General features: G+C 69.3%; 16 protein-coding genes and 2 tRNA genes. 14 read left to right on the top strand and 4 right to left on the bottom strand.

Annotation, left to right across the window (positions count from 1 at the left end; all coding sequences use genetic code 11):
- Window positions 1-84: 84 nt before the first annotated feature.
- The 8 genes from E0497_RS00780 to E0497_RS00745 all read left to right on the top strand — a co-directional run bounded on the left by E0497_RS00780 (window position 85) and on the right by E0497_RS00745 (window position 8,193).
- The gene (locus E0497_RS00780; RefSeq protein ID WP_170312823.1) at window positions 85-2,727 is read left to right on the top strand and encodes a sensor histidine kinase; all 2,643 of its coding nucleotides are present in this window, start codon (window positions 85-87) and stop codon (window positions 2,725-2,727) included.
- Between the two features lie 17 nt (window positions 2,728-2,744).
- On the top strand, window positions 2,745-3,164 hold the full coding sequence (locus tag E0497_RS00775; RefSeq protein ID WP_137723140.1) for a roadblock/LC7 domain-containing protein: 420 nt from the start codon (window positions 2,745-2,747) through the stop codon (window positions 3,162-3,164).
- A 14-nt stretch (window positions 3,165-3,178) separates the two neighbouring features.
- The gene (locus E0497_RS00770) at window positions 3,179-3,553 is read left to right on the top strand and encodes a DUF742 domain-containing protein (protein WP_137722873.1); all 375 of its coding nucleotides are present in this window, start codon (window positions 3,179-3,181) and stop codon (window positions 3,551-3,553) included.
- A 16-nt stretch (window positions 3,554-3,569) separates the two neighbouring features.
- Window positions 3,570-4,121, top strand: coding sequence for a GTP-binding protein (locus E0497_RS00765; protein WP_137722872.1), 552 nt, complete (start codon window positions 3,570-3,572; stop codon window positions 4,119-4,121).
- 197 nt (window positions 4,122-4,318) lie between these two features.
- The gene (gyrA, locus tag E0497_RS00760; protein WP_137722871.1) at window positions 4,319-6,841 is read left to right on the top strand and encodes a DNA gyrase subunit A; all 2,523 of its coding nucleotides are present in this window, start codon (window positions 4,319-4,321) and stop codon (window positions 6,839-6,841) included.
- Window positions 6,842-7,807 (top strand): DUF3566 domain-containing protein, encoded by a 966-nt coding sequence (locus E0497_RS20705; RefSeq protein ID WP_241665645.1) that lies wholly within the window; start codon window positions 6,842-6,844, stop codon window positions 7,805-7,807.
- Window positions 7,808-7,882: 75 nt separating this feature from the next.
- Window positions 7,883-7,956: transfer RNA gene (locus tag E0497_RS00750), tRNA-Ile, on the top strand.
- Between the two features lie 164 nt (window positions 7,957-8,120).
- Window positions 8,121-8,193, top strand: a tRNA-Ala gene (locus tag E0497_RS00745).
- Window positions 8,194-8,346: 153 nt separating this feature from the next.
- Here the strand turns inward: E0497_RS00745 and E0497_RS00740 are convergent.
- On the bottom strand, window positions 8,347-8,721 hold the full coding sequence (locus E0497_RS00740; protein ID WP_137722870.1) for a nuclear transport factor 2 family protein: 375 nt from the start codon (window positions 8,719-8,721) through the stop codon (window positions 8,347-8,349).
- 184 nt (window positions 8,722-8,905) lie between these two features.
- Between E0497_RS00740 and E0497_RS00735 the strand changes: the two genes are divergently transcribed.
- Window positions 8,906-9,595 (top strand): class I SAM-dependent methyltransferase, encoded by a 690-nt coding sequence (locus tag E0497_RS00735; RefSeq protein WP_241665643.1) that lies wholly within the window; start codon window positions 8,906-8,908, stop codon window positions 9,593-9,595.
- Between the two features lie 26 nt (window positions 9,596-9,621).
- Window positions 9,622-10,881, top strand: a complete 1,260-nt coding sequence (locus E0497_RS00730) for a TetR/AcrR family transcriptional regulator (RefSeq protein ID WP_241665642.1) — start codon at window positions 9,622-9,624, stop codon at window positions 10,879-10,881.
- Between the two features lie 29 nt (window positions 10,882-10,910).
- Here the strand turns inward: E0497_RS00730 and E0497_RS20365 are convergent, their stop codons facing one another.
- Window positions 10,911-11,069: a hypothetical protein gene (locus tag E0497_RS20365; protein ID WP_161987371.1), complete on the bottom strand. Its 159-nt coding sequence runs from the start codon at window positions 11,067-11,069 to the stop codon at window positions 10,911-10,913.
- Between the two features lie 59 nt (window positions 11,070-11,128).
- Here E0497_RS20365 and E0497_RS00725 point away from each other — a divergent pair, with 59 nt between their 5' ends.
- Both E0497_RS00725 and E0497_RS00720 read left to right on the top strand, forming a co-directional pair.
- Window positions 11,129-11,650, top strand: a complete 522-nt coding sequence (locus tag E0497_RS00725; RefSeq protein WP_137722868.1) for a peptidylprolyl isomerase — start codon at window positions 11,129-11,131, stop codon at window positions 11,648-11,650.
- A gap of 11 nt (window positions 11,651-11,661) precedes the next feature.
- A complete protein-coding gene (locus tag E0497_RS00720; protein ID WP_137722867.1) occupies window positions 11,662-12,630 on the top strand; it encodes a rhomboid family intramembrane serine protease in 969 nt (322 codons plus the stop codon).
- 6 nt (window positions 12,631-12,636) lie between these two features.
- Here the strand turns inward: E0497_RS00720 and E0497_RS00715 are convergent, their stop codons facing one another.
- The gene (locus E0497_RS00715; protein WP_137722866.1) at window positions 12,637-13,107 is read right to left on the bottom strand and encodes a PH domain-containing protein; all 471 of its coding nucleotides are present in this window, start codon (window positions 13,105-13,107) and stop codon (window positions 12,637-12,639) included.
- Between the two features lie 81 nt (window positions 13,108-13,188).
- Window positions 13,189-13,452: a cell division protein CrgA gene (gene crgA, locus E0497_RS00710; protein ID WP_137722865.1), complete on the bottom strand. Its 264-nt coding sequence runs from the start codon at window positions 13,450-13,452 to the stop codon at window positions 13,189-13,191.
- 177 nt (window positions 13,453-13,629) lie between these two features.
- Here crgA and E0497_RS00705 point away from each other — a divergent pair, with 177 nt between their 5' ends.
- Window positions 13,630-14,394: a DUF881 domain-containing protein gene (locus E0497_RS00705; RefSeq protein ID WP_137722864.1), complete on the top strand. Its 765-nt coding sequence runs from the start codon at window positions 13,630-13,632 to the stop codon at window positions 14,392-14,394.
- Between the two features lie 23 nt (window positions 14,395-14,417).
- A complete protein-coding gene (locus E0497_RS00700) occupies window positions 14,418-15,083 on the top strand; it encodes an aminodeoxychorismate/anthranilate synthase component II (protein ID WP_137722863.1) in 666 nt (221 codons plus the stop codon).
- Window positions 15,084-15,106: the final 23 nt, after the last annotated feature.

Here is a 15,106-nt window from a genome sequence, read left to right as displayed (position 1 = left end):
GTCCTTGCGCACACCTCGATGGTGGGGGAGGACGGTGCGGTCGGGTAACCGCACCAGCCCGGGTGGAAAGTGAGCGTGGGAAAGATGACCGGAACAGCACGGCCTGCACGCAGGCTGTGGAACCTCGAGGGCTGGGGCGTGCGGTGGAAGATCACCGCGGTCCTCGCGATCCCGTTCACCGTGGCGATGGTGCTCGGCGGACTGCGCGTGCAGAACGAGATCAGTAACGCCGTGCACTACGGTCGGGCCGCCGACGAGGTCGCGGACGTGCCCGCCATCGTCAAACTCGGCACCGACTTCGGTCTCGCGTCCGCCGGCTACTCCGTGAACACGCTGCTGCCCGAGGACCTGGCCGGCCTCGCCGGCTCCGTCGACGCGGTCCGTCAGGTCGCGGACGACACTGCGCTGCCACCCGACATCGTCGACCGACTCCGCGTCGCCCTCGCCTTCATCGAAGGTGTGCAGCAGGCGATGGAGTCCGGCGTCCCGGCACGCTCCGAACTGCCCGGACAGACCACCGAGGTGCGCGAGGACCTGACGCAGATCATCGACGAGATCGTCGGTCCGATCGACGATCTGGCCGTCGTGACCGCACACACCCATCTGATCGACGCCTGGTCGGCGCAGCGCCGGCTCGCGGACCAGGTCACCGGCGCGACGGCGCTGATCACGAACCCGAACGCGTCCCGCGTCGACCTGTTCACCGCGTCCGGTGCGGAGCTCGCGATGATCGACTCGCTGACCCGGTCGTTCCCCGCTGCGGCGGAGCGACTCGACGTGCTGCGGCAGGCCGTGCACACCCGGCTCGGCATGTTCGACGAGGCGCGGGGCGGCCCGCTGCCGCTGCTCGACCTGCGTGCATCGCTCGTCGAGAGCGTCGAAACGTACAGTGCGCTCGTCGCGGAGGCATCCGACGCGATCTCCGCGACCGTCACCGCCCGCGCGGAGGAGACCCGGTCCGCCGCCGTGCGGGACGCGGTACTGATCGGCGCGGCGCTGCTCGCGGCGCTCGTGCTCGCGCTGCTCGTCTCCCGGTCGCTGATCGCGCCGATCCGCCGGCTCCGGCTCGGTGCGCTCCAGGTGGCGCGCGAGGACCTGCCCGACGCGATCGACCGGGTCCTGGACGGCGACCGGGACGCGGTCACCCACTTCGAGCCGGTGCCGGTGTACACCACCGAGGAGATCGGGCAGCTCGCCCGCGCCGTCGACGACATCCACGGTCAGGCTCTCCGGCTCGCCGGCGATCAGGCCGCCCTGCGCCTGCAGATCGGCGACATGTTCGAGACCCTCGCGCGCCGCTCGAAGTCGCTCGTCGACCAGCAGCTCGGGCTGATCGAGAACCTGGAGTTCGAGGAGAAGGACCCGAGTCGGCTCGAGAGCCTGTTCCGTCTCGATCACCTCGCCGCCCGCATGCGTCGCAACGGTGACAACCTGCTGATCCTCTCCGGTCACCGGGTGCATCGCACGCAGTCCGCGCCGGTGCAACTCGGTGACACGGTCCGTGCCGCGATGTCCGAGGTCGAGGACTACCGGCGTGTGCAGGTCGGCTCGACCCCGAACGGTGCGCTGAGCGGGACCGTCGCGGCCGACGTCGTGCATCTGGTCGCCGAACTCCTCGACAATGCCCTGCGGGCCTCCCCACCGGACAGCTCGGTGCGGATCTCCTTCGCCCGCGCGGTCGACGGCGGAGTACTGGTCGAGATCACCGACCACGGCATCGGGATTCCGCGGGAACACCTCGCCACGGTCAACGAGCGGCTCGCCGCCGGCGGCGAGGTCGGCCCGGAGACCGCCCGCCACATGGGCCTGTTCGTGGTCAGCCGGCTCGCGGCCCGCCACGGGCTCATCGTCCGGCTGCGGCGGACCCACGACACCCCGTCGAATCCGGGAATCACTGCGAGCGTGCATATTCCGGACACCTTGCTGGTCTCGCCGCTGGAAATGGTGCACACCGGCCCGCTACCGCGGGTGGACACCGGTGGTCTGCCGCCGGTGACCGTCGTCCCGTCCGGGGCGATGCCGCAGCTCGTCACCGCGCCCGCCGCACCCGCCGCACCCGCCGCGGCACCCGCCACCGGCCTGCCGCAGCGGACGCCCGGCGCGACGGGCCTGCCGCAGCGGACCCCCGCCGCGACGAGCCTCGCACGCATGCAGGACGCGCCGACCCCACCCGTACCCCCGGGACCGCCGGCACCGCCTGTCCCGCCGGTGCCCGAGCCCGAACCGCTGTCGGTCGACGATTCCGGTCTCGCGCGGCGGCACCGCTACCGGAGCAACGCGGTCAAGACCGCGTCGTTCTTCGGGTCCCGACCGGCCGCCGCCGCGGACACCGCAGCGTCCCCGGACACCACGATCGGTGGGACACCGATCTTCTCCGACATGGTCACGGACTGGCTGGCCGATCCGACCGAGTCGAAGGATGTCGGACGGTTCGAGTGGGCGTCGGCGGCCGACGCGGGCTGGGACGCCGCGCACCGGGTGAGCGAAGCCCCGGTGGAGGACCGGACCGAATCGGGTCTGCCGCAGCGCCGGCCGGGGCATCGGCTGGTGCCGGGTGGTGTCGGCGGGACGGGCGAGACCGGCGGTGCCGGCGAGAGGTCCGGTTCGCGTCCGCGACTCCGCGATCCGGAGGCCGTCCGTGAGAACCTGAGCCGCCATCAAAAGGGAACGCGGTTGGGCCGTGCCGCGAGCGCGGCCGAGCGCACCAGTATCGGAGGAGACAGATGAGTACCGACCGGGAGATCATGGCGGACACCGGCCAGGGCGCCCACGGCGGGCATCCGCTCGACTGGCTGGTCTCGAACTTCGCCCGGGACGTCGCCGGTGTCTCGCACGCCGTCCTGGTGTCCGCGGACGGACTGCTCATGGCGGGCAGTGCGCACCTTCCGGTCGATCGGGCCGAGCAACTCGCGGCGGTCACGTCCGGGCTCGCCAGCCTGTCCTCCGGGGTCTCGAACCTCTTCGACGGTGGTGGCGTGCTGCAGTCGGTCGTCGAGATGCAGCGCGGCTATCTGCTGCTGATGAGTGTCGGTGACGGTTCGCACCTGGCCACGCTGACGTCGTCGTCGTGCGACATCGGGCAGGTCGGTTACGAGATGGCGTTGCTCGTCGAGCGGGTCGGCAGTTCCGTGCAGGCCGCACCGCGCGCGACGTCCGGACTCTGACCCGGGCCGGGGCGATGAACGACGAGCACGACAACGTGAGCGGTCGCGGACCGAGCCTGGTCCGCCCCTACTCGCTCACCTCGGGGCGGACGAAACCGGCCGTGGAACTGGCGTTGGAGGCCCTCATTCAGGCGCTGCCGTTGCCGGATCATCGGCTGCCGGAACTGGGTGACATCGAGGCGACCATCGTCGCCCTGTGCGCGCAGTCGCCGTCGGTGGCGGAGATCGCCGCCCGGGTCGGTGTGCCGATCGGGGTGGCGCGGGTACTCGTCGCGGATCTCGTCGAGTCCGGTCACCTGCGGATCCTGGCAACCCTGCAAGACGACGCGAGCGACATCGAACGTCGCGAACTTATCGAAAGGGTCCTCGGTGGACTACGCAGCATCTAGCGCCCGGAACGATCGGGTGACGTCGACGAAGATCGTCGTCGCGGGCGGGTTCGGGGTGGGCAAGACCACCCTGGTCGGTGCGGTGTCGGAGATCGTGCCGCTGCGGACCGAGGCGCTGGTCACCGATGTCTCCGACGGCGTCGACGATCTGGTTGCCGTCCCGCAGAAGGCGACGACGACGGTCGCGATGGACTTCGGCCGGATCAGCCTGGCCCCGGATCTGGTTCTGTACCTGTTCGGCACACCGGGCCAGCAGCGGTTCTGGTTCATGTGGGACGACCTGATCCGCGGCGCGATCGGCGCGATCGTGTTGATCGACACCCGCCGACTCGACGAGTCCTTCGCCGCCGTCGACTACTTCGAGGCGAAGGGTCTGCCGTTCGTGGTCGCGGTCAACGAGTTCGACGACGCGCCGCGGTACCCGCTCGAGGAGATCCGGCAGGCGCTCGCCGTGCCGGCGCACGTGCCGATCCTGTCCGTCGACGCCCGCGTCCGGGAGTCCGCGAAGGCGGCGCTGGTCGCGATCACCGAGTATGCGCTCACCCGGCTCGGCCAGTCGGCCGGGTAACTCGTCGGGCCGCCCGGAAGTGCCTGATCCGCACGTAGATCAGGGTTCACGGCGAGTGCTGCGGGATCTGGCTGACCTGCACCTATAGACTTGACGGGTTGCGTGTGCCGGGCATCGGAGCCGCTGAACTTCGATGCTCCGCACACGCGGGGTCCGCAGGCTCTACCTGGACCGTTTGCTGAGAAGAAGAGGAGCCGATGACCGACACCACGTTGCCCCCCGAGGAACCGACTCACGACCGGATCGAACCGGTCGACATCCAGCAGGAGATGCAGTCCAGCTACATCGATTACGCGATGAGTGTGATCGTGGGCCGCGCGCTGCCCGATGTGCGCGACGGCCTCAAGCCCGTGCACCGGCGCGTGCTGTACGCGATGTACGACAACGGTTACCGCCCGGACCGCGGCTACGTGAAGTCCGCGCGCCCGGTCGCCGACACGATGGGTAACTACCATCCGCACGGCGACAGCTCCATCTACGACACGCTCGTGCGTATGGCGCAGCCGTGGTCGCTGCGGTACCCGCTGGTCGACGGCCAGGGCAACTTCGGTTCCCGCGGCAACGACGGCGCTGCCGCGATGCGCTACACCGAGTGCCGGATGACGCCGCTCGCGATGGAGATGGTCCGCGAGATCGACCACGACACAGTCGATTTCGTTCCCAACTACGACGGCAAGACGCAGGAGCCGACGGTGTTGCCGTCGCGTATCCCGAACCTGCTCGTCAACGGCTCCGGCGGTATCGCCGTCGGTATGGCCACCAACATTCCGCCGCACAACCTGCGCGAGGTCGCCGAGGCCATCTACTGGGCGCTCGAGAACCACGAGGCCGACGAGGAAGCCACCCTCGACGCCGTCATGGAGCGGATCAAGGGCCCCGACTTCCCGACGTCCGGCCTCATCGTCGGCGGACAGGGCATTCAGGACGCCTACCGCACCGGCCGCGGCTCGGTCCGGATGCGCGGTGTCGTCGAGATCGAGGAATCCGATCGCGGCGCCACCCAGATCGTCATCACCGAACTGCCCTACCAGGTCAATCCGGACAACCTGATCACCTCGATCGCCGAGCAGGTGCGGGACGGCAAGATCGCCGGCATCTCCAAGATCGAGGACCAGTCGTCCGACCGCGTGGGCATGCGGATCGTCGTCGTCATCAAGCGGGACGCCGTCGCGAAGGTGGTGCTCAACAACCTCTACAAGCATTCGCAGCTGCAGACCAGCTTCGGTTGCAACATGCTGTCCATCGTCGACGGGGTACCGCGCACGCTGCGCCTCGACCAGATGATCCGGCTGTACACGGCGCACCAGCTCGAGGTCATCGTCCGGCGCACGCGCTACCTGCTGCGCAAGGCCGAGGAACGGGCCCACATCCTGCGTGGTCTGGTCAAGGCCCTCGACGCCCTCGACGAGGTCATCGCGCTGATCCGCGCGTCGCAGACCGTCGACGCCGCCCGCACCGGCCTGATGCAACTCCTCGAGGTCGACGAGATCCAGGCGCAGGCCATCCTCGACATGCAGCTGCGGCGTCTCGCGGCCCTCGAACGGCAGAAGATCGTCGACCAGCTGGCCGAGATCGAACGCGAGATCGAGGACTACAAGGACATTCTCGCGAAGCCGGAGCGGCAGCGCGCGATCGTCCGCGACGAACTCGCCGAGATCGTCGACAAGTACGGCGACGACCGCCGCACCCGGATCATCGCGGCCGACGGCGACGTCACCGACGAGGACCTCATCGCCCGCGAGGACGTGGTCGTCACGATCACCGAGACCGGCTACGCCAAGCGCACCCGCACCGACCTGTACCGGTCGCAGAAGCGGGGCGGCAAGGGCGTCAAGGGTGCCGAACTCAAGCAGGAAGACATCGTCAAGAACTTCTTCGTCTGCTCGACGCACGACTGGCTGCTGTTCTTCACCACCAAGGGCCGCGTCTACCGGGCCAAGGCGTACGAACTGCCGGAGGCCAACCGGGCCGCCCGCGGCCAGCACGTCGCGAACCTGCTGGCGTTCCAGCCGGAGGAGAAGATCCAGAGCATCATCCACATCAAGTCGTACGAGGACGCGCCGTACCTGGTGCTCGCGACCCGCAACGGCCTGGTGAAGAAGTCCAAGCTCGCCGACTTCGACTCCAACCGCAGCGGCGGCATCGTCGCGATCAACCTGCGCGGCGAGGACGAACTGGTCGGCGCGGTGCTGTGCTCGGCCGACGACGACCTGCTGCTCGTCTCCGCCAAGGGACAGTCGATCCGCTTCGCCGCCACCGACGAGGCGCTGCGCCCGATGGGCCGTGCGACGTCCGGTGTCCAGGGCATGCGGTTCAACCAGGACGACGAACTGCTGTCGCTCAACGTGGTTCGGGACGACACCTACCTGCTGGTCGCCACCTCCGGTGGTTACGCCAAGCGCACGCCCATCGAGGATTACGTGGCGCAGGGCCGTGGCGGCAAGGGCGTTCTCACCATCCAGTACGACGTGAAACGTGGCACCCTGGTCGGTGCGGTCATCGTCGACGTCGAGGACGAGTTGTACGCGATCACGTCGAGCGGTGGTGTCATCCGCACCGCGGCCAAGCAGGTCCGCAAGGCCGGCCGGCAGACGAAGGGCGTGCGGTTGATGAACCTCGGGGACGGTGACACGCTGCTCGCGATCGCCCGCAACGCCGACGAACCCGAAGACGGTGCAGTGGACGCTGCCGATGCGTCCGATGGAGCGAAGGAGTCGTAGTTGAGCACTCCCCGAAAGCCCGGCGAGCAGGGGGACGGCACCACGCGTGCCGTGCCCGCCGAGTCGGCACCCGAGGCGAACGAGCCGAAGGCGTCCGGGGCACCGGAAACCGGTGAACCCGGCGCCGCCGCGGCGCCGCCGCAGCGGCCGGCCCAGACACCGCCGTGGCAGCGGGGACAACAGCAGCGGTCGGCCCAGCAGTCGACTGCCCAGCAGTCGACTGCACCGAAGCCGTCGGCTCGCCCGGTCGTCACCGGCACCGCCGCACCCAAGGCCCCCGGCAAGGGTTCTGTCGGGAAGCCCGCCGCCAAGCCGGTGGTCACCGGCACGGCGGCACCGAAGCCCGTCGTGACGGGAACCGCGGCACCGAAGCCCGTCGTGACGGGAACCGCGGCACCGAAGCCGCCGGCGGGGCGGGCGAAGGCCGCGGCCCTCGACGGCCCGACCCGCAGCATCGCGCGTCCGGACCTGGCGAAGGACATGCCGGATCTGTCGGAGGTCAAGCATCCGACGCCCACCGCGGCGCCGACACCGGCCGGCTGGATCCGGAAGGCGGCTGTGTCGTCAGCTGTGTCGGCGGCGCTCGTCGCGCCGGCACCGGCGGAGGGGGAGGGGCTGCGGGCCACGGTGCAGGTGCGCCGGGTCGACCCGTGGTCGGCGCTCAAGGTGTCGCTGGTGATCTCGGTGGCGCTGTTCTTCGTGTGGATGGTCGCGGTCGGCCTGCTGTACGTCGTGCTCGACGGCATGGGCGTCTGGGATCGACTGAACAGCACCTTCAGCGAGATGGTGTCGGATTCGAGCGGTGCGGGGCTGGTGACCTCCGGTCAGGTCTTCGGCTACTCGGCGCTCGTCGGTCTGATGAATGTGGTGCTCTTCACAGCGATCGCGACGATCGGGTCGTTCATCTACAACCTGTGTTCCGATCTGGTCGGCGGCGTGCAGGTCACGCTGGCAGACCCGGACTGACCAGGGGGAACAGTGCCTCGCCGGAGCCGTTTTGGTATCCGGTGCTTCGGTGAGGTACTGTTCTGCCTGGTTCGAGGGCCTATAGCTCAGGCGGTTAGAGCGCTTCGCTGATAACGAAGAGGTCGGAGGTTCAAGTCCTCCTAGGCCCACTCCACGTGCCGACGAAGGGGTCGCCACCATGAAGGTCGTCCTGATTGCAGGTGCCGGATTGCTGGTGGCGCTCGGCTTCGCCGCACTGCTGCGCAAACGTCGCGGCAGTGAAGTCTGGCACGAGGTCACAAATCACTGAATCCTTTACGGACACAGTGCACACGGGGCCTTAGCTCAGTTGGTAGAGCGCTGCCTTTGCAAGGCAGATGTCAGGAGTTCGAATCTCCTAGGCTCCACACACGAAAGACGCCATCCCGGTCGGGACGGCGTCTTTTTCGTTGTGGGGCCTCCGACGCCTGAGCGGCCGCTGCGCGCGTCTTCGTCTCCCGCGCGCACGATCGGGCGCGCGGGGCGCGAACTCGCGCGCAGCGGCCGTGCCGCCGGCGGGTTCAGCGCTGGACCATGTCCTCCGGGCCCCACACGGCGCGCATGCCGACGATCTTGCCGGTGTCGTCGAATTCCATGACGTCGATGGGGGTGATCTCGGTGATGTTGCCGGCGAACTTCGTGGCGATCCGGAAGTGGAAGGCCGCGGTGTTCCCGGCGATGCGCAGCGTCAGGAGTTCGGCCTCCTGCTCGAGCGGTTCGATGATCGCGTAGAACTCGCGGATCGACTCGCGGGTGGTGCGGACCGGGGTGCCGACCGGATCTTCGACGGTGGCGCCGTCGGCGTACAGCGCGAGGACGTCGTCGGCGGTGCCGGAGGCGACGGCCTTGATGTAGCTTTCGACGGTGCTGCGGATGCTTTCGGGTGACGCGGCCATGATGCTCCTCGATGACGAACGCTGAGTGGAACGTGTTTCAGCGGTGAGGGTAGTCGAGCGGCCCCGCAGTACGACCGAATTCGGACACGGGTGTCGGTGTTGCGTCGCCCCGACGCCGGTCGGGTGGAGGCGCAATCCGGGGGAAACGGCCACACGAACGTCCGATTGACGGTCCAATGGAGCCGTGAATGCGGACGAATTGGTACGCCGGCCGCTGCGGGTGGCGTCCCGTGGCCTCGCGTCGGCCTGGCAGCGGATCGCTGCGGCCGGGTACGAGCCGATGCTGGCCGACGCGGAACGCCGCGGCATGGCGCAGCGGCGTCGGCGTCTGCTCGCGGACGCGCACGGCGTCGTCGTCGAGATCGGTGCGGGAACCGGCCTGAACCTGCCGCACTATCCGGCCGGGTCGGTGTCGTCGCTGGTGCTCACGGAACCGGTTCCGGCGATGGCGGCGCATCTGCGGGCCCGGGCACGGGCGGTGCGTCCCGGTGCCGAGGTCGTCGAGACCACCGGTGACCGGTTGCCCGCGGCCACCGGGACGGTGGACACCGTCGTCGGCACGCTCGTGCTGTGCACGGTGCCCGACCCGGATGCGGTGCTCGACGAGATCGCGCGGGTCCTACGGCCCGGCGGACAGTTCCTGTTCTGCGAACACGTTCGTTCGGACGATCCGGCGGCGGCCCGATGGCAGGACCGACTCGCCGGCCCGTGGGCGGTGTTCGGCCAGGGCTGCCGATGCGACCGCCGTACGCTGTCGTCGATCGCGCGGACGTTCGGGGACGTCGAGGCCGATCGGGGTACATGGCAGGGGATGCCCACCGTGGTCCGCCCGCTGGTGACGGGGCGGGCCACACACGCACACGAGACCCGGTGAGGGTCCGTGGAACAGGGGGAACGAAAGTGACACGCACAGCAGGTACCGACACCGGCCGTCGAGGCAGGCCCGACAAGAGAGCCGAGATCCTGGCGGTGTCGTCGGAACTGTTCGCGGCGAAGGGGTACACGGGCACGTCGATGCGGGACATCGCCGCCGACACCGGCATGCTGGCCGGCAGCCTGTACTACCACTTCGATTCGAAGGAGGCGCTGGCCGCGGAGATGGTCGGCGCGCTGCGTGACGACATCACCGACGCCGCGCAGCGGCCCGGCCGTGACACGGATGCTCCGGTCGAGGCGATTCGACGGTTCGCGCTCGCCGTCGCGGACGCGTCCGCCCGGCATCCGGGTGCACTGCAGGTGTGCCTGGGTGTGCCGGACACCCGGGACGACGATCTGCGGGATCTGCTGGCGTCGGAGTCGCGGTGGTCGGAGAAGAAGTGGCAGACGCTGATCCGGGCCGCCGACGATGCGGGTCTGGTGCGTCCCGAGGTGGACACCCGGATCCTGCGGGAGGTGCTGCGGGTGACACTGTCCTACAGTGCGACGCTGGCGCCGACCGGGTTCTCCGCTCGTAAGGTCGCCGACTGCACGATCTCGATGCTGTTCGACGGTCTCGCCACCAAACCGGCCGACGACGACCTGTCCGATTCGCCGGCGGCGCTCGCGGCCCGGGACGTGATCGCGTCGTGGGATCGCGACGACGAGGCCGGGACGATCGGGGTGTCCGACAAGCAGGACCACATCCTCGACGCCGCCCGCTACGTGTTCGCCGAACGTGGTTTCGATGCGACCACCACCCGGGACATCGCCAACTCCGTCGGATTGACGCAGGGCAGCCTGTACCACCATTTCGAGTCGCGGGAGGCGATCCTCGTCGCGATCGTCCGGAGTTTCTCGGCGCGGATGCGGGAGGCGCACGAGGCGATCGGTGCGGCCGGTGGCACCCCGCTCGAAACCCTGGACGCGCTGATCCGGATGCGCACGGCCGCCGGGAAACGGTTCGAACCGGAGGTGATGATCCTCAAGTCGTGGGCGATGCTCGTCGACAGCGGCAACTTCGACTTCCTGCTGCGCGACGGCCGCAAGGTCCTCAAGGTGTGGGAGCGCGCGTTCAGTGCCGGTGTCCGCGACGGCAGCGTCGCGATGCCCGGGTCGGCGCGACTGGTGTTCCAGTGCCTGGGATCGATCCTGTGGTCCACGCACGGGCTGCCGCGGGTGTCCGTCGACCGACTCACCCGCTACAACCTCGAGACGGTGCTGTGGGGTGCGTCGCCCAAGTAGTGCGGTGGAGGACGGTGGTGGGGCGCCGGTCAGTGCGGCCGAGGATCGGACAGCGACGGCGGCCGCGGCGCGACCGGCGGCATCTCCGGGCGGCGGGTGGCGGCGACTGCGGCGGCACCCGCCGCGGCGATCGCGGCACCGATCCCGATCAGGACTCGACGGGAAGCCGTCTTGCTCGTACGCGTCATGGCCTCCACTCTTGCACAGGACGTGCACACCCGGCCGACGGCAATGGCACGATAGGGGAGTGACTTCACAGACTGCTACCGCCACGCTGCACACCAATCGCGGCGACATCACGATCGCGCTGTTCGGCAACCATGCGCCGAAGACCGTCGAGAACTTCGTCGGCCTCGCGAACGGCTCCAAGGAGTACTCGACGCAGAACGCACAGGGCGGTGCCACCGGCCCGTTCTACGACGGCGCCGTCTTCCACCGCGTCATCGACGGCTTCATGATCCAGGGCGGCGACCCGACCGGTACCGGTCGTGGCGGCCCGGGCTACAAGTTCGGTGACGAGTTCCACCCCGAACTGCAGTTCGACCGCGGCTACCTGCTGGCCATGGCGAACGCCGGCCCGGGCACCAACGGTTCGCAGTTCTTCATCACCGTGGGCCCCACCCCGCACCTGAACCGTCGCCACACCATCTTCGGTGAGGTGCTGGACGAGGAGTCGAAGAAGGTCGTCGACGCCATCGCCACCACCGCGGTCGACCGCGGCGACCGCCCGGTCGACGACGTCGTCATCAACAGCATCACCGTCGCGTAAGGAACTCTCGAATGACGAACCCCGGCTGGGGTGGTGCGGCGAGCGAGGGCACCCCGCCACCTCAGCCGAGGTGCGTCCGCCACCCCGCTCGTCCCACCGCGCTGTCCTGTACCCGCTGCGGCCGCCCGGCCTGCCCGGACTGTCTGCGTTCGGCGTCCGTCGGCCACCAGTGCGTCGACTGCGTCGCCGCCGGGCAGCGCGACGTGCCGCAGGCCCGTACCGTCGCGGGCGCCCCGATCCGGTCGCAGCTGCCCACCCCGATCGTCACGTACGTGCTGATCGCACTCAACGTGGTGATCTTCGCGGTCACCGCGTTGCAGGCCGGCTCGCTCATGGACAACGGCGCCGGCCGGATCAACCTGCGTACCGGTGCCGCCGTCTTCGACTCGCCGGTGTTCGGGTGGCTGGTCCTGGACCCGAACGCGGTCGCGCAGGGGGACTGGTTCCGGATCCTCGGCAGTGGCTTCCTGCACTTCGGCCTGATCCACCTGGCCGTGAACATGTTCGCGCTGTGGATCCTCGGCCGTGACACCGAGATCGTGCTCGGCCGCAGCCGCTATCTCGCGGTCTACCTGATCGCGCTGCTCGGCGGGTCCGCGTCGGCCCTGACGTTCGAATCGCTGAACTCGTTCACCGCGGGCGCGTCCGGTGCCATCTTCGGCATCATGGGCGCCCAGGCGGTTCTGCTCCTCCGGATGCGACGCAGTCCCGGCCCGATCCTCGCAGTCATCGGTCTCAACGTCGTCATCAGCGTCACCGTGCCCGGCATCTCACTGTGGGGGCACATCGGTGGTCTCGTCGCCGGTGCCGCCGCCACCGCCGTCCTCGTGTACGCGCCGGTCGGTGACCGCACCCCGGCGTCGGTCGCGCGGGCTCGGCAACTCGGCTGGGCCGGGCTCGGGGCCGTCACCGTCCTCGTCGTCGGGCTGATCGCACTGCGCGTCGTCGGCCTGCGGGAGCAGATTCCCGGTCTCGTCTGAGCCCGGTCACTCCGGTGCGGGAGTCAGCCCCCGCACCGCGAGTGCGTCGAACACGATCGTCGGGTCGGCACCGAGATCCCACCGACCGAAGATCAGCAGGCGTTCGGTGCCGTCGGGGTCGACGGCGTCGATCTCGAGCATCGGCACCCGCCGGCCCATCCGCGGATATGCCACGATCCGAACACGGGTCAGATCGTCGCGCCGGTAGACGCGCCGCCCCCGCAACCGGGTCGCCGCGAGCGCCGGAATCCCGTCGACGTCCACGACGGCGAGCCGGGGCCGCTGCCGTGCCCCGAGACCGGCGAGCACCAGCATCGCGACCGCCGCCAGGGTCACCAGGAACAGCCCCGCGGCGTCGATCCCCAGGAGCAGTGCCGCCACGATCAACGCGACCCCGCCGACCGTCAGCGCGACCACCGCGCCGAGCGGTGTCGACCAGGAAAGTGGCGACTCCGGCCGGTATCCGTCCTCAGGCATGTGCACGAACCCCCGAGTTGTCCACAGGGGTTATCCACAATGGGGATGAATAACACGTGTGTAATTGGACGTGCGGGCCGGTCAACGCCATTTCATGGTCATGACGAGGCCGACGACCATGAAACCGAAACCGATCAGGAAGTTGTACGCCCCCAGATCGTTCATCCAGGTGAGGTTCTCGGCGGCCAGGTAGTACACGATCAGCCAGGCCAGACCGACGAGCATGAACCCGAGCATCACCGACACGTACAGCGCACTCGACGGCCCGGCCTTCACCTTCACCGGGGTGCGGTTCGCAGGATTGATCGTGTAATCGGTCTTCTTCCGGACCTTCGACTTCGGCATGACGTCCTTGTTTCGTGTGGATGCTTCGTACGGGTGGAGAACACGTTCGGGTGCCCGGACCGAACCGGACGGACAGGGTAGATTCGCTCTACCTGTTGTGCAGTACACGCTAGCCGAAACGAGCGCGACCAGGACCGGTCACGCACCGAATGTCCGTGGTGGGAGTGGGGATCGAGGGTGCCGGACGTCGACGAACGGCCGCCGGGCAGCCGTCCGCGGTTCGGATTCTGGCCCATCGCGGTCCTGGTGGTGTGCCTCGTCGCCGGACTGCTGCTGGCGACCACCCGCGAGGTGTCCCACGGCAACGAACTGCGCGCCGCCGACTCGACCCGGCTGTCCGACCTGGTGCGCCGCGCCCAGGTCGACGTCGATCGGGCCGCCGCCGCCCGCGACGACCTCGCTGCCCGCGTGCAGCACTTCCAGGAGGCGGCGGCCGGTGTCGACACCCGGGTCGCGGAGATCCTCGACCGGTCCGGCGGTCTCGCCGACGCCGCCGGACTGACCCCGCTCACCGGGCCCGGTATCGTCGTCACCCTCACCGACGCACCCCGCGACGCCGACGGCCGCTACCCGGCCGGCGCGTCCCCCGACGACCTCGTCGTGCACCAGCAGGACGTGCAGAGCGTCCTCAACGCGCTGTGGGCCGGGGGTGCCGAGGCGATCGCCATGCAGGACCAGCGGATCGTGAACACGTCCGCGCCCCGCTGTATCGGCAACACCCTGCTGCTGCACGGCCGCACCTACAGCCCGCCGTACGTGGTCACCGCGATCGGCGACCCGGCCCGGCTCGCGGCGACCCTCGCGAACGAACCCGGCATCAAGATGTTCAAGCAGTACGCCGTCCGATACGGACTCGGCTACACCCAGCAGGAATCCGGGCAGCTCACCGTGCCCGGCTACACCGGGCAGTTGCACACCGAGTACGCGCACCCCGTCACCTGACAGGTACGGGTTACCCTGCTCCCATGCGCATCCTCGTCGTCGACAACTACGACAGCTTCGTGTTCAACCTGGTCCAGTACCTGGGCCAGCTCGGAACGCAGGCCGAGGTGTGGCGCAACGACGACCCCCGGTTGACCGGGGACGACGCGATCGAGGCCGCGGCCGCCGACTTCGACGGCATCCTGCTCAGCCCCGGCCCCGGCACCCCGCAGCGGGCCGGTGCGACGATGCCGCTCGTCGGCGCGTGTGCGGCCGCGAAGACCCCGCTGCTCGGTGTGTGCTTGGGCCATCAGGCGATCGGTGCCGCGTTCGGCGCCACGGTCGACCGCGCCCCGGAACTGCTGCACGGCAAGACCAGCACCGTCCACCACAACGATCGAGGTGTCCTGGCCGGGCTCCCGGACCCGTTCACCGCCACCCGCTACCACTCGCTGACCGTCCTCGAAGACACCGTCCCCACGGAACTGGAGGTCACCGCCCGCACCGACAGCGGCATCGTGATGGCGATGCGGCACCGGGAACTGCCCATCCACGGCGTGCAGTTCCATCCCGAGTCGGTGCTCACCCAGGGCGGGCACCGGATGCTCGCGAACTGGCTCGGGGTGTGCGGGCAGGCGCCCGCCGAGACGCTCGTCGCGACCCTCGAGGACGAGGTCGCCCGCTCGCTCGGCGACGCCCTCGCCCGCTGACCGGCGGAACACGACAGGAGCGG

The sequence above is a fragment of the Prescottella subtropica genome (assembly GCF_005434945.1).
GTDB classification, from domain to species: domain Bacteria; phylum Actinomycetota; class Actinomycetes; order Mycobacteriales; family Mycobacteriaceae; genus Prescottella; species Prescottella subtropica.
The sequence above is the reverse complement of the archived record's forward strand: the minus strand, read 5'-3'. Positions and strand labels throughout refer to the sequence as shown.

Excerpts from the sequence above, each read along its gene's own strand:
- E0497_RS00780 (WP_170312823.1), top strand. The coding sequence starts at position 85 with ATGACCGGAACAGCACGGCCTGCACGCAGGCTGTGGAACCTCGAGGGC.
- E0497_RS00775 (WP_137723140.1), top strand. The coding sequence starts at position 2,745 with ATGGCGGACACCGGCCAGGGCGCCCACGGCGGGCATCCGCTCGACTGG.
- E0497_RS00770 (WP_137722873.1), top strand. The coding sequence starts at position 3,179 with ATGAACGACGAGCACGACAACGTGAGCGGTCGCGGACCGAGCCTGGTC.
- gyrA (WP_137722871.1), top strand. The coding sequence starts at position 4,319 with ATGACCGACACCACGTTGCCCCCCGAGGAACCGACTCACGACCGGATC.
- E0497_RS00740 (WP_137722870.1), bottom strand. The coding sequence starts at position 8,721 with ATGGCCGCGTCACCCGAAAGCATCCGCAGCACCGTCGAAAGCTACATC.
- E0497_RS20365 (WP_161987371.1), bottom strand. The coding sequence starts at position 11,069 with ATGACGCGTACGAGCAAGACGGCTTCCCGTCGAGTCCTGATCGGGATC.
- E0497_RS00720 (WP_137722867.1), top strand. The coding sequence starts at position 11,662 with ATGACGAACCCCGGCTGGGGTGGTGCGGCGAGCGAGGGCACCCCGCCA.
- E0497_RS00715 (WP_137722866.1), bottom strand. The coding sequence starts at position 13,107 with ATGCCTGAGGACGGATACCGGCCGGAGTCGCCACTTTCCTGGTCGACA.
- crgA (WP_137722865.1), bottom strand. The coding sequence starts at position 13,452 with ATGCCGAAGTCGAAGGTCCGGAAGAAGACCGATTACACGATCAATCCT.
- E0497_RS00700 (WP_137722863.1), top strand. The coding sequence starts at position 14,418 with ATGCGCATCCTCGTCGTCGACAACTACGACAGCTTCGTGTTCAACCTG.